This window comes from Neisseriales bacterium (assembly GCA_016699915.1).
In the GTDB taxonomy this organism is placed as follows: Bacteria; Pseudomonadota; Gammaproteobacteria; order Burkholderiales; family Q3-R57-64; genus Q3-R57-64.
Window position 1 is genome coordinate 189037 of sequence record CP064990.1, and the last position, 13752, is coordinate 202788.

Consider the following 13752-nt stretch of genomic DNA (forward strand, 5'->3'; position numbering starts at 1 on the left):
CTTATTTCGTTTATTTTTGTAAGTTATGGTATGACGAGCGAGCCCATATGGTTAATTGAATAATATGGTACTAGAAAAGGGAATCGCCTTCTTTTTGTTCATGCACAATATTTTCGTGATCAACGATAGCACCCATACCAATTAGTTTTTCGCCTTCATCAAGATTAATTAATTTAACGCCTTGAGCTGTTCTACCTGTTGTGCGCACTTGTTGAGCAGGCATGCGGATGAGTACGCCGCCATCAGTAATAAGGACAAGATCATCAGTCGCTTTCACGAGACATACTGCAACTAGTACACCATTGCGTTTACCAGTATCAATAGCGATGACTCCTTGAGCACCACGACGACACTTACGGTAATGCGTAATGGGTGTACGTTTACCATAACCGTTGGCGGTGGCAGCTAAGACTTGTAACGATTTATCTTCAGACACGAGCATTGCAATAACACTTGCATTGCCTTTAGATAAAGCCATACCTCGTACGCCTCTTGCCGAACGACCCATGCTTCGCACATCGCTTTCGTCAAAGCGAATTGCTTTGCCTTGGCTTGAGAAAAGCATAATTTCATCTTGGCCAGTGGTTAACGTTGCGCCGATTAATACATCACCCTCTTGGAGGTTGAGTGCGATGATGCCGCTGGTACGGGGTCTTGAAAAATCAAGTAATGGTGTTTTTTTGACAATACCATGGGCGGTACACATGAATACATGATAATTTGCTTCAAAGATCGCAACGGGTAATACAGCGTTGATTTTTTCGTTAGGTTGCAGGGCCAAGAGATTAATGATAGGCTTGCCGCGGCTACTTCCACGCCCTTGTGGTACATTGTAAACCTTGATCCAATAACAGCGCCCTAGGGAAGAAAAGCACAACAAATAGTCATGGGTATTGGCAACAAATAAGGTGTCAATAAAGTCATCTTCTTTGGTTGAAGCTGCTTGTTTACCTCGGCCTCCTCTGTGTTGCGTGCGATAGTCATCCATCGGCTGCGATTTGATATAGCCGCTATGCGAAAGTGTTACAACCATGTCTTGGGGCGTAATTAAGTCCTCTAATTCAACATCGCCACCAAACGGCTCAATCTGTGAGCGCCTACCATCGCCAAATTGGTTTTTTGCAGCGAGGAGCTCTTCATCAATAATACTTGTAATACGTTCTGGTTTGGCCAAGATGTCCGATAAATCAAGGATTTGATCCATGGTCAGCTGATATTCATTTACAATCTTATCTTGCTCAAGCCCAGTTAGTTTTTGCAAGCGCATATCTAAAATAGCTTGTGTTTGCGTATCAGAGAGTAGGTAACCTTGATCCTGCAAACCAAGTGAAGCATCCTGATTATCAGGTTGATTAATGGTGCTGTCTACTCTAGATAGAAGTTTTTCAACGAGTTCGGCACGCCAAACACGTGCCATCAATTTAGCTTTAGCTTCTGCTGGATTAGCTGAGGCTTTAATCAGAACAATCATTTCATCAACATTAGAAAGGGCAACGGATAAGCCTTCTAATATATGGCATCGATCGCGTGCTTTTTTGAGCTCAAAAACAGTGCGCCGTGTGACAACCTCTCGACGATGTCGCAAAAATTCTTCCAACATCTGTTTTAAATTAAGCAGTCGCGGTTGTCCATCAACGAGTGCTACCATATTGATGCCGAAACTGTCTTGCAGTTGGGTGAGTTTGTAGAGTTTATTTAAAACAATTTCTGGCATTTCTCCGCGTTTGAGTTCAATGACCATACGCATACCTGACTTATCGGATTCATCGCGTAAGTCGGCTATGCCTTCAATTTGTTTTTCATGAACCAGTTCACCAATTCTTGCTAGTAACCGTGCCTTATTAACCTGGTAGGGAATTTCATCGACAATAATGGCTTCGCGCTCACCTTTTCCATAGGTTTCAACATGTGTTTTAGCGCGCATGATGACGCGTCCACGACCTGTACGATATCCTTCATGGATGCCAGCAGTGCCATAAATGATGCCCGCAGTAGGAAAGTCTGGTGCGGGGATCAAACCAATCATGTCTTCAATATCTAATTCAGGTTGAGCAAGTAATGCACGACAAGCATCAATGACTTCGTTAAGGTTATGAGGCGGTATATTCGTTGCCATGCCTACAGCAATACCTGAACTACCGTTAATTAATAAATTTGGTAGCCGTGATGGAAAAACGAGCGGTTCATATTCAGAATTGTCGTAGTTTGGTGCAAAATCAACAGTTTCCTTACTCAGATCTGCCAAGAGTTCATGTGCAATGCGTGCCATACGAATCTCTGTATAGCGCATGGCAGCAGCGTTATCCCCATCAATAGAACCGAAATTACCTTGCCCATCAATAAGAGGATAGCGTAGCGAAAAATCTTGTGCCATACGCACGATGGTATCGTATGCTGCCGCGTCACCATGTGGGTGATATTTACCAATGACATCTCCAACGATGCGAGCAGATTTTTTATAGGCACGATTCCAATCATTAGATAGTTCATGCATGGCAAATAGTACACGCCGATGTACAGGTTTGAGGCCATCGCGTACATCCGGCAATGCTCGTCCAACAATTACGCTCATGGCGTAATCAAGGTATGAACGGCGCATTTCTTCTTCTAGACTAACGTTTAAGGTTTCTTTGGCAAAAATCTGTTCAGTCATTGACGCAATACTTTTAAAGTTAACGGGTCGCATTTTAGCATGAGCCTGCTACTTTAATCAGTATTTTGACTGAAGAATGTAATAGAGTTGTTTTATCCCATAAGAGGGTACGTTATGATGGCAACTTATTGTGGGGTGGTATATTCCTATTTTGTAAAGCGTAAAAGACGCCATGCATCTTCTTAAAGATGATCAGGTTGACTTTTAAAGTAACAATGAACCACAAATGGCAACGAACCGTAGGTGATATGGTTAGGGTTTTAATTCTTTGGCTTACCACATGAATCTTTTATATGAGGCGAATAAAACCCATCAGGTTGGTCAGGTTATTCGTCAGGAAATTGGCGTATATTGGGTACAAACTGCGACACAACAATCGGTAAAAGTAAAAAGCCAGCAAGTCATTTTGATGCTGACTGAAGATACGGATCAATTTTTGCCTGCTGCTGAAAGGCTATCCAATCAGATTGATATTCAGCGTTTATGGGAAAGTAGTGATGGTCAGACTATGCATTTTGCATCACTTGCCCATCGTTATTTTGTGCATTGGCCTTCAGCCACTGAAAAAGCAGCAACATGGCTTAAACTACGAGCTATGCCGATGTATTTTTACCGGCAATCGGATGGTTATTTTAAGCCCGCTACGGCCACCGCTTTGAAGGCAGCATTAATCAGTATACAAAAAAAGCAAAGCGCACAACAACAAATCGAGGCGTGGTCGACAGCATTATTGTCAGGCCAAGTACCCGATGCAATGGGTACCCAATGGACGATGTTACTACATCAGCCCGATAAACAATCTTGTGCGTATCGCGCTTTACGTGATGCGTGCCGACATAAGCAATGTACACCTTTACAGTTGGCACTCGAATTGGGTGCTATTTCCTCCGTTGCTCAATATTTTTTGGAAGGTTTTTTATTGCAATATTTTCCGATCAAGCCCAAGGCTAGCATCTCTTCCATCCGGCAAGTTTTTGATGATTTACCTTTATCGGACGTTGCAGCTTTTTCGATTGATGATGCTCATACAACAGAAATTGATGATGCGTTTTCGCTACGTCAATTGCCAGACGGATCGCATCGAGTGGGTATACATATTGCTCTACCAGCAATAGGTATTGAGCCCGATCTATCTGTTGATGCGTTATTGTGGCGTTGTGCAACGGTTTATCTGCCTGACCAAAAAATTACCCTTTTTCCGTACGAGGTTATTGAGCAGTTTTCAATGAATGAAGGTACGATCCGCCCAGCGATGAGTTTATATATTGATGTGGATGAACAGTATCATATTAAGCATTGCCAAACACAGATTGATAAAATCAGAATACAAAAAAATTTTGATAAAACAGCATTGGAAATTGCTTTATCTGAAGCATTAACCACTCCTCACGCTTTGCGCAAAAATTTACCCTCTTGTGATAAATTAATATGGTTGATCCATTTTACATCGGCTGTTGCATCGCAATACACCAAACCTAGTCCCTCAATATTCTCTGAGCGTGATTTTGATATTACTGTTTTTGATAACAAGATTAGTGTTCGATCAAGACAACGTAATACGCCGATTGATTGCTTAGTATCTACGATGATGATTTTGGCAAATCAAACTTGGAGCCAAATGCTGGCACAAAGTAATACGATAGCGATGTATCGCTCACAAAACGCAACAGGTACATATACCACATTATCTCCTCGACCGCATGCTAGGCTTAACCTGCAGCAGTACGCTTGGTGTACCTCTCCTTTACGTCGCGCTGCAGATTTTATTAATCAAAGCCAACTTATTGCGCTGTTAACGAATACCAATTCGCGCTATTTAAAAGATCGCAAAACTTTTCTGATGTTTGCAAAACATTTTGATAAAACCTATAGCGCTTACTTAGCCTTTCAACGTCAAATGACGCGTTGCTGGGCGTTACGCTATCTTGTTCAAGAGCACATCACAACGGTTCTTGCAAAGCATATTGGGCATGGTGTGTGTCAGTTGGAGAACTTACCATTACGAAGCCAAGCTATCCCATCTCTTGCTTCATTGCGCATAGGCGAACCTGTTGTGCTTGAGGTTGTTGCGATTGATGAAGCGAATCAATTGGTGATATGGCGAGTATTTTCCAAAACCAAGATAGATGAGTCCATGTTTGTTGAATAAAATTAGTTTTTTTAGAAATGGTAACACGTATTAGACTGCAGCCAATCTTCAAGTTGGTTAGCAAGCGTTGACTTACAAGAATACCAAAAATACCTTACAATCTGCCCATAACTCTTGGTTTTTCATTATTTATTGTTGAGTTTTGGTGGTGGTTAAGCCCATATTTTTTAATTTGCATACAGCACACAAATGACATCAAACAATACTTCATCCAAGCATCAGCTTCAATTAGAAAGAGGTTTGACCAATCGCCACATACAACTGATTATATTTGGTTGCACGATTGGTTCAGGGCTATTTTTAGGGACGGTTCCAGCATTGAAATTAACAGGCCCGTCCATCATATTAAACTACCTTATTGCAGGTTTTGTAGTTTATTTAGTGATGCGCCAGCTAGGAGAAATGGTTGTTGAAGAACCTGCTGCCGGATCATTTAGCCATTTTGCCTATAAGTATTGGGGGGAACAGGCTAGCTTTATTGCCGGTTGGAATTCTTGGATATTATATATTTTGGTTAGTATGGCCGAGTTATCTGCTGTGGGTCAATTAATGCAATTTTGGTTACCAACACTGCCGAATTGGATTACGACTCTTGTTTGTTTTTTGGCTATTAACGCATTGAATTTGATGCATGTTAAAGCTTATGCAGAAACTGAATTTTGGATGTCGCTCATCAAGGTACTGGCTGTTATTGGCATGATCGCTTTCGGTGCTTTTTTATTGCTAAGCGGCGCAGGAGGGGAGCAGGCTAGTGTTGCTAATTTATGGCGCAATGAAGGTGGTTTTTTCGCAGGTGGACTGTCGGGATTTACGATGGCTTTATCACCTGTACTATTTTCGTTGGGTGGTCTTGAATTAGTCGGTATTGCTGCTGCAGAAGCAAATGAGCCCAAAAAAGCGATACCCAAAGCAGTAAATCAGACGATTGCTTGGCTATTAGCCTTTTATATTTTATCTATTGCTATATTGTTGATGTTGTTTCCTTGGCGTCAAGTGATCAGTGGCGGCAGTCCTTTTGTTTTGATTTTTTCAAAATTAGGGAGCGATGTAACGGCGAATGCACTGAATGTGGTGATATTTTCTGCAGCATTATCGGCTTACCATGCTTGTGCATATGCAGGTAGTCGTATGCTGTTTAGCCTAGCTGAAAAAAAAAATGCGCCACAATTTTTTGCGCAAGTCAGTAAGCGCGGCGTTCCTTTTGTTGCGATACTAGTGAGTGCTTTGGCGACATTTGCTTGTGTGGTTGTGAATTTTCTCTTTGCTGAACATGCCTTTAGTATATTTATGATGCTGGTGGTGGTAGCTGCTTTAATCACGTGGTCAATGATTAGTTTATCGCATCTTAAGTTTAGAGAAGCGATGCAAAGACAATGTTTTGCTCCTTCTTTTAAAGCGATTGGCTCGCCAGTGAGCAACTACCTTTGCTTGCTTTTCGTTGCTTTAGTTATTTTTGCACTGATCAAAAATGGTGAAATAGCTTCTGTAGTGGCTATTCCGCTTTGGTTGGTCTTTTTAAGTGGTTTATTTGTCTACAAAAAAAAGCGTGGTTTATCTTAGGATGAAACTGACGAGCATGGCTATATCTCAACGCCCTGTTGTATTGACTGGTGACCGTCCAACGGGGTCGCTACATCTTGGTCATTATATTGGTTCGCTGGTTAATCGCCTTGCGTTACAAGAGACTCATGATCAGTTCATTTTATTGGCTGATACGCAAGCATTAACTGACCATATGGCTCAATATCGTTTTGTGCGCGACAATATGCTTGAAGTGATGCTTGATTATTTAGCGGTCGGTATTGATCCAAACAAAAGCACGATTTTCGTGCAGAGTATGATACCGGAATTAACGGAGCTGACTTACTACTATTTAAACCTGGTGACCATTGCACGATTGGAACGAAATCCAACTGTCAAAGAAGAAATTCGCCAGAAAGGTTTTGAGCGCGCTATTCCGGCTGGTTTCTTTGTATACCCTGTTTCCCAAGCCGCTGACATTACCGCCTTTAAAGCAACTATTGTTCCAGTCGGCCAAGATCAGATCCCCATGATTGAACAAACTAACGAGATTGTTCGACATTTTAATGCCAACGTGCAGCAGTCTATCTTGGTCGAATGTCAGGCACTTGTACCGACAATGGGCAGATTACCGGGTATTGATGGCAAAAGTAAGATGAGTAAATCGCTTGACAACAGTATCTTGTTAAGTGCAAATCCAGACCAGATTAAACAGGCGGTCAAGATGATGTTTACCGATCCCAATCACCTGCGCATTGAGGATCCGGGGCAAGTTGAAAATAATGTTGTTTTTACTTACCTAGATGCTTTTGAGCCTGATAAAGATTTGGTTGAGGATCTTAAAGTGCGTTACCGCAAGGGAGGTTTGGGCGATATAACGGTTAAACAGCATCTTGAAGATTGTCTACAAGCTTTATTAGAGCCGATCCGTTATCGTCGAGAGCGTCTTGCAAAAGACAAACAAGCTATGATTGATCTGCTCAAAATAGGAACGCAACGTGCTCGGGAAGTTGCTGCCAACACGTTAAGCGAAGTCAGGCAAGCTTTGGGGTTAAATGCATGGTAGGATTGTACTCCTTAAACATCTTATTGAGTTCCTATTTCATCCATTCGTTAATTTAGTCATGGCAAGTGCATTGATGCGTGTCAGAGCGGTTGAGTAGTGAGTGCATCTAAAGAACCAAGTCAGCTATAAACTAGAACCTTAGCAATTTTATTTGGGCGGCGTGTCTTTTGCCATGACTTGATTTTACTTCCTTCACATTTTTTCTGGTTACCATCGATATTATCGCTATTTGCCGTTGTCTTTAAATGTAAAAATGTGAGGAGCCACTATGTTGTTTTCTGCTAATCATCCCATGATTATGGTAGGACGATGGGATAAACTTACAGAAGTTGAACATCACACTTGGAGCGTTTTGTTTAAAAAATAAACCAAGTGGTTAGCCGATCGTGTCGTGCTGCCAATGAAATTATTCAATTTATGCAGCATTTAGCAGTTTTTAGCAACAAAATCCCTAAGTTATCTGAATTAAATAAACAATTAACACAAGAAACAGGATGTTCAGCTGTACATGTTGTTGGCTTTATATCGGACAATTTATTTTTTACTCTACTTGCTGAACGCAAGCTCCCCGTTAGTTTTTTGTACGGAAGGTCGCCACCCAAAATCTGATTGTTGCGTGGGGTTCTTGCGCAGTCGAAACTTGAACCCTATAGAATCAATGGGTTCAGCGAGAACTGCTTTATCCTTACTGCAAAAATTGAGTAGCTCAAATAAGGCAATATTGCAACAAGCTAACCAAATTTGCCAGTGATATAGTCTTCCGTCGCTTTTTCTTTGGGCGCCGTAAAGATTTTATCGGTACTACCAAATTCGATCAAATCGCCCAAGTACATGTAAGCAGTGTAATCTGAAACACGTGCTGCTTGCTGCATGTTATGTGTCACCATGACGATAGTGTACTGTGTTTTTAATTCGGCGATGAGCTCTTCAATTTGTGCAGTTGAGATCGGGTCAAGCGCTGAAGTCGGCTCATCCAATAGCAGTACCTCAGGTTTGTTAGCAATAGCTCGTGCGATGCATAAACGTTGTTGTTGACCACCAGATAATGAGCCACCCGATTGCTTGAGCTTATCTTTTACTTCGCCCCACAGCGCTGATTTTTTAAGAGCCCATTCTACTCTAGCTTCAAGTTCTGGCCGAGTGAATCGGTTGTATAGCTTGACGCCGAAGGCAACATTATCATAAATGGTCATCGGAAAGGGTGTTGGTTTTTGAAAAACCATGCCAATTTTTGCGCGTAGCAAACTGGTATTTTGGCTATCTGACAAAATGTTATTCCCATCAAACCATACTTCTCCTTTAGCTTGCATGCCAGGATACAGGGCATACATCTTATTAAAGACACGTAGCAGTGTCGATTTACCGCAACCAGAAGGTCCAATGAAAGCAGTAACTTTTTGCTCAGGGATAGTTAAATTAATTTTTTTAAGCGCTTGAAACCGCCCGTAGTAAAAATCAAGATCCTTGACATGCAGTTTAATAGCATTTGTATTCATAAGCATAACCGTCAATTTGTATGGCGAGAAGAATGTCTACCTAGCCAACGTGCAATGATGTTAAGTATTAACACGCTCAGCGCGATGAATAGTGAAGCAGCCCAAGCTAGTTGATGCCAGTCTTCGTAGGGGCTCATCGCAAAATCAAAAATAACTTTTGGCAACGTAGCGATGGGCGCATTCATATCAGTACTCCAAAATTGGTTGCCAAAGGAGGTAAAAAGTAGCGGAGCAGTTTCTCCAGAAATACGAGCAATAGCAAGCAAAACGCCTGTTAATACACCATGTTTAGCTGCTTTTAAGGTAATTAACCCTACCATTTTCCAGCGCGGTGCACCGAGCGCAATGGCAGCTTCTCGTAAAGTGTTAGGGACTAAGCGCAACATATTTTCGGTGGTGCGTACAACAATAGGGATGACCAACATGGATAGCGCGATAGATCCTGCCCATCCTGAAAAGTGACCCATCGTTTGCACATAAAGTACGGAAACAAAAAGCCCAATAACGATGGAAGGGGCTGAGAGCAAAATATCATTAATAAAACGTGTTGTAGAAGCTAACCAACCGTGCTGGCCAAATTCTGCCAAATAAATACCGGCGAACACACCAATAGGTGTACCGATTAATGCGCCAAAAAAGGTAACCAAAAAACTGCCTAAAAGTGCGTTGGCCAATCCGCCTCGTTCTCCAGGCGGTGGGGTGCTGTGTGTGAAAATATCCCATGAAAGCGCAGCAAAACCGTTGACAAATAATGTCCACAAGATCCAGCACAACCAAAATAAACTAAATGCCATCATCAACACAGCAAAAACCATACCACATACATTGATGATTTTCCGCGTTTGATGAAGAGCAATATCCATTACCTTTTCCTATCCAAAATTACCTTCTTGGCGATGTAAGAATCTCAGTAACAGTTTGGCGCATGCCAATACTAAAAAAGTAATGAAAAATAGGAGCATACCCAGTTCAAGTAAAGCGCCAATGTGAAGTGGAGCAATGGCTTCAGTAAATTCATTAGCGAGTACAGAAGTAATGGAAGCGCTGGGTTGGAAGAGGCCAGCCATGAAATTGGTGGCATTGCCAATAACGAATGTGACGGCCATGGTCTCGCCCAAAGCTCGACCAAATCCGAGCATAATGCCACCTACTACTCCCACTTTGGTATAGGGCAATACAATGCGACGAGCTACTTCCCAAGTTGTTGCCCCTAAACCGTAAGCCGATTCTTTCAAAAGAGGTGGTACGACTTCAAATACATCTCGCATAACGGAGGAGACAAAGGGAATGACCATGATGGCCAAAATAAGTGCCGCAGTAAATATGCCAATACCAATGGTCGGTCCCGAAAATAGCGCGCCAAAAAGTGGCCATCCGTCAAACGTATTGACTAGCCATGGTTGAAGATGCTCGCTAAACCAGGGCGCAAAGACAAAAAGTCCCCACATACCATAAATGATAGAGGGAATACCTGCTAAAAGCTCAACTAAAATACCGAATGGACGACGCAGTTTCAATGGACACAATTCCGTTAAAAACAAGGCCACGCCAAAGCTAACAGGTACAGCGATGATCAGTGCAATAAAAGAAGTAATGAGTGTACCGTAAATAGGAACAGCAGCACTGTAGATATCGTTAACAGGATCCCAGTTATTTTGGGTGACAAAATCCCATCCAAATGCTCTAATAGCTGGCCAAGCACCAACCAGCAAAGACAACATGATAGCAACCAGCAACGCAAAAACTAAAAAAGCAAACCCACGTGTGGTGCCAATAAATATTTTGTCTAAGTTTTGTTGACGCTTAAAGGCACCATCCTGTTTTTTGTCGCCCATTTAATCAACGCTCGTGTTGGTTATGTGATGCGACTCACCGATTAGGCGAGTCGCATCATCTATAAATTAGCGAATATAGTTAGCGGATGGATTTTCCTTCAGTGTTAGTCACGGTTTTCCAACTATTCCGCACGATATCTTTTGTGCTCTTTGGTATGGGGACATAGTCTAACCCAATTGCCATTGCATCACCGTTAAGATAGCACCAATCAAAAAACTTTAAGACTTGTGCACCTTGCGTCGCATTTACTTGTTTTTTATGTAAAAAAATAAATGTTGCGCCAGAGATCGGCCAACTATTTTTGCCAGGCTGATTGGTTAGTACCACATAAAAATGATTAGTGGCGCTCCATTTGGCGTTTGCTGCAGCGGCACGGAATGAGTTAACACTTGGTTGAACAAATTGCTTCGCAGCATTTTGTAATGCAACATGGGCAATTTTGTTTTGTTTGGCGTATGCGTATTCAACATAACCAATGGCTCCTTTAGCACGCATAACAAAACTGGATACACCTTCATTTCCCTTACCGCTTAACCCAGTTGGCCATTTGACTGCGTCGTTTGCGCCAACCGTATTACGCCATCTGGGTGATACTTTGGATAGGTAATGCGTGAATAAGAAACTGGTACCTGAAGAATCTGCACGATGCACAACGGTGATGGCAAGATTAGGTAAGCGCAGCCCTTTATTGAGCCTGACGATCGCCGGATGATTCCATTTATTGATTTTGCCTAAGAAAATATCCGCTAGGACAGCACCAGTGAGCTTTAATTGGCCCGCAGCAATGCCAGGGATATTGACAATTGGCACGGCTCCTCCGACAACGGTTGGAAATTGTATCAAACCACTTTGAGTTAATTCATCGGGGGACAAAGGCTTGTCAGAAGCCCCAAAATCAACCGTTTTGGATTTGATTTGCTTAATTCCACCTCCAGAACCGATGGACTGATAGTTCATTTCATGCCCCGTTTCAGCCTTATAAGCAGCCGCCCATTTTGCATAAAGCGGATAGGGGAAAGTGGCTCCAGCACCTGTAATCTTTGTAGCAACAGCCTGGTTTGCAAAGGCTAAGCAGGCAAGCACTGTAATTGCAATATAACGAACAATTTTCATGACAAATTGCACCTTTTTTATTAAAGACAATAAAGCATTAACAATGACAAAGATCGTACCAAAACATCACCAAAATTTTGCAACGGCGATACAATATCACAATTTTTGTCATCAAGATTCGAAATGATTGTTAAAATTTTTCCATTCAACCCGCATGAGTCGCTTTATGCTATGTAGTCAAGATAATAGAGCTCACACTATGTCGGATCAACTGCTTATTATTGGTAATTGGAAAATGCATGGCAATCCCGTGCATAACGAACAATTTGCCAAGGTATGGCAGTGTGTCAAGCCATCTCAAGGCGTTGGGGTAAGTATTGCCTGTCCCAATATTTATTTAGAGCGCTTGGTTCACCTATTTGCAGGCACACCACTTACTGTTAGCGCACAAGATGTGAGTTGTTTTGTGGACGAAGGTGCCTATACTGGTGAAGTCAGTGCGGCAATGTTAAAAGATATAGGGGCACAATATGTGTTGATTGGACACTCTGAACGGCGACGATACTTCCACGAAGACAATACCACACTATCTGATAAATTTTGTGCAGCACAACAGGTTGGATTACAACCTATTTTTTGTGTTGGTGAATCGCAAGCAGAGCGCCAAGCAGGATGCGCTAAGAAGGTCATTGAAGAGCAATTACAGCCTATTTGTGTTGGGGTTGATTCATTGCAAACCGTTATGATTGCCTATGAACCGGTATGGGCTATTGGAACTGGTAACTTAGCTGGTAGTGAACAAATTTGCGAAGTAAGTGCTTGGATTCAAAATTTTGTCTTGCAAAACATAGGTGGCACTGCTAGCATCAAAATACTATACGGTGGGAGCGTGACTACTGACAATGCACAGGTTATTTTATCCACAGAGGGTGTTGATGGCATACTTGTTGGTGGTGCGTCGTTGGATCCCGAAGTGTTTTTGCAAATTTATTGGATTGCGGAAAGGTTAGTGGCTTCATGGAAATAGTCAGCGCATGTATTTGGATAATAAATCTTATTTCAGCTGTGTCGATTGTATTGTTGGTACTTCTTCAACATGGTAAAGGTGCGGACGCGGGTGCTGCTTTTGGATCAGGAGCCTCGGGTAGTTTATTTGGTTCTGCAGGATCAGCCAATTTTTTAAGCCGTAGCACAGCTATTGCAGCCATTATATTTTTTGCAAGCTGTTTGGCGTTAGCTTTTATCAATCAACGTAGCAGTGAATCTTCGGTGTTAGGTGTGGTTGAAAAACAAATCACAGTGCCCCCTCCTGCGACGGATATGAGCGGTACAGATAAAAAAACCATCCCCCAAAAAATACCGCAATAAGGATGAGTTGCCGACATGGTGGAATTGGTAGACACGCTATCTTGAGGGGGTAGTGGCCTTTGGCTGTATGAGTTCGAGTCTCATTGTCGGCACCAAGTTTAGTTATTGCGAATCGGTATATTTGATTTATTGCTCCATTTAATGAGCCTGCATCCTGAAGCGTTATTTGAAGTTTGGATTCAAATTTTAGGGATGGCAATTTAGTGTTGTTACGTTTACCATCATGACCTTAATTGTGCAACGTTGCTTAAGCTATGCAAAACTATTTATCCATCTTGCTTTTTATCCTCATTGGTTTTTTGATGGGAGTGCTACCCATTGTTGCTGGCAGAATATTGGGGCCGCGTAAACCAGATCCTGCTAAACTTTCTCCTTATGAATGCGGTTTTGACGCCTTTTCGGATGCCCGCATGCAGTTTAATGTTCGTTATTATGTTATTGCTATACTCTTCATACTGTTCGATTTGGAGATTACCTTTCTTTTTCCTTGGGCGGTAGCACTACACAAAATTGGTCTATTTGGCTTTGGCGCTATGCTACTTTTCTTGGTTGTGCTTGTTGTTGGGTTTGTTTATGAGTGGAAAAAGGGTGCACTAGAGTGGAAGTAGAA

Annotated in this window: 11 protein-coding genes and 1 tRNA gene; 7 read left to right on the plus strand and 5 right to left on the minus strand. The window is 42.1% G+C overall.

Going from position 1 to position 13752, the window contains the following annotated elements; genetic code table 11:
- Positions 1–70 precede the first annotated feature (70 nt).
- Positions 71–2653 carry a DNA gyrase subunit A gene (gene gyrA, locus IPK86_00925; GenBank protein QQS16792.1) on the minus strand — a complete coding sequence of 861 codons (2583 nt, stop codon included), beginning with the start codon at positions 2651–2653 and terminating at the stop codon, positions 71–73.
- Positions 2654–2933: 280 nt separating this feature from the next.
- Here gyrA and IPK86_00930 point away from each other — a divergent pair, with 280 nt between their 5' ends.
- The 3 genes from IPK86_00930 (at position 2934) to trpS (ending at position 7389) form a co-directional block, all read left to right on the plus strand.
- Positions 2934–4802 carry an RNB domain-containing ribonuclease gene (locus tag IPK86_00930; GenBank protein QQS16793.1) on the plus strand — a complete coding sequence of 623 codons (1869 nt, stop codon included), beginning with the start codon at positions 2934–2936 and terminating at the stop codon, positions 4800–4802.
- A gap of 189 nt (positions 4803–4991) precedes the next feature.
- Positions 4992–6362 carry an amino acid permease gene (locus IPK86_00935; protein QQS16794.1) on the plus strand — a complete coding sequence of 457 codons (1371 nt, stop codon included), beginning with the start codon at positions 4992–4994 and terminating at the stop codon, positions 6360–6362.
- Between the two features lies 1 nt (position 6363).
- Positions 6364–7389: a tryptophan--tRNA ligase gene (trpS, locus tag IPK86_00940; protein QQS16795.1), complete on the plus strand. Its 1026-nt coding sequence runs from the start codon at positions 6364–6366 to the stop codon at positions 7387–7389.
- 731 nt (positions 7390–8120) lie between these two features.
- Here the strand turns inward: trpS and pstB are convergent.
- The 4 genes from pstB to pstS form a co-directional block, all read right to left on the minus strand.
- The gene (gene pstB, locus IPK86_00945; GenBank protein ID QQS16796.1) at positions 8121–8885 is read right to left on the minus strand and encodes a phosphate ABC transporter ATP-binding protein PstB; all 765 of its coding nucleotides are present in this window, start codon (positions 8883–8885) and stop codon (positions 8121–8123) included.
- A gap of 11 nt (positions 8886–8896) precedes the next feature.
- Positions 8897–9748, minus strand: coding sequence for a phosphate ABC transporter permease PstA (pstA, locus tag IPK86_00950; GenBank protein QQS16797.1), 852 nt, complete (start codon positions 9746–9748; stop codon positions 8897–8899).
- Between the two features lie 9 nt (positions 9749–9757).
- Positions 9758–10720, minus strand: a complete 963-nt coding sequence (gene pstC / locus IPK86_00955) for a phosphate ABC transporter permease subunit PstC (protein ID QQS16798.1) — start codon at positions 10718–10720, stop codon at positions 9758–9760.
- A gap of 79 nt (positions 10721–10799) precedes the next feature.
- Entirely contained in the window at positions 10800–11834 is a 1035-nt protein-coding gene (gene pstS / locus IPK86_00960; protein ID QQS16799.1) for a phosphate ABC transporter substrate-binding protein PstS, read from the minus strand.
- Between the two features lie 199 nt (positions 11835–12033).
- Between pstS and IPK86_00965 the strand changes: the two genes are divergently transcribed.
- The 4 genes from IPK86_00965 (at position 12034) to ndhC (ending at position 13750) form a co-directional block, all read left to right on the plus strand.
- Positions 12034–12801, plus strand: coding sequence for a triose-phosphate isomerase (locus IPK86_00965; protein QQS16800.1), 768 nt, complete (start codon positions 12034–12036; stop codon positions 12799–12801).
- Complete coding sequence (secG, locus tag IPK86_00970) at positions 12792–13142, plus strand: preprotein translocase subunit SecG (protein ID QQS16801.1); 351 nt, start codon at positions 12792–12794, stop codon at positions 13140–13142. Before IPK86_00965 ends, secG begins: the two co-directional genes overlap by 10 nt.
- 9 nt (positions 13143–13151) lie before the next feature.
- Positions 13152–13237: transfer RNA gene (locus IPK86_00975), tRNA-Leu, on the plus strand.
- Between the two features lie 159 nt (positions 13238–13396).
- Complete coding sequence (gene ndhC / locus IPK86_00980) at positions 13397–13750, plus strand: NADH-quinone oxidoreductase subunit A (GenBank protein ID QQS16802.1); 354 nt, start codon at positions 13397–13399, stop codon at positions 13748–13750.
- Positions 13751–13752: the final 2 nt, after the last annotated feature.

Excerpts from the sequence above, each read along its gene's own strand:
- gyrA (QQS16792.1), bottom strand. The coding sequence starts at position 2,653 with ATGACTGAACAGATTTTTGCCAAAGAAACCTTAAACGTTAGTCTAGAA.
- IPK86_00930 (QQS16793.1), top strand. The coding sequence starts at position 2,934 with ATGAATCTTTTATATGAGGCGAATAAAACCCATCAGGTTGGTCAGGTT.
- IPK86_00935 (QQS16794.1), top strand. The coding sequence starts at position 4,992 with ATGACATCAAACAATACTTCATCCAAGCATCAGCTTCAATTAGAAAGA.
- trpS (QQS16795.1), top strand. The coding sequence starts at position 6,364 with ATGAAACTGACGAGCATGGCTATATCTCAACGCCCTGTTGTATTGACT.
- pstB (QQS16796.1), bottom strand. The coding sequence starts at position 8,885 with ATGAATACAAATGCTATTAAACTGCATGTCAAGGATCTTGATTTTTAC.
- pstA (QQS16797.1), bottom strand. The coding sequence starts at position 9,748 with ATGGATATTGCTCTTCATCAAACGCGGAAAATCATCAATGTATGTGGT.
- pstC (QQS16798.1), bottom strand. The coding sequence starts at position 10,720 with ATGGGCGACAAAAAACAGGATGGTGCCTTTAAGCGTCAACAAAACTTA.
- pstS (QQS16799.1), bottom strand. The coding sequence starts at position 11,834 with ATGAAAATTGTTCGTTATATTGCAATTACAGTGCTTGCCTGCTTAGCC.
- IPK86_00965 (QQS16800.1), top strand. The coding sequence starts at position 12,034 with ATGTCGGATCAACTGCTTATTATTGGTAATTGGAAAATGCATGGCAAT.
- secG (QQS16801.1), top strand. The coding sequence starts at position 12,792 with ATGGAAATAGTCAGCGCATGTATTTGGATAATAAATCTTATTTCAGCT.
- ndhC (QQS16802.1), top strand. The coding sequence starts at position 13,397 with ATGCAAAACTATTTATCCATCTTGCTTTTTATCCTCATTGGTTTTTTG.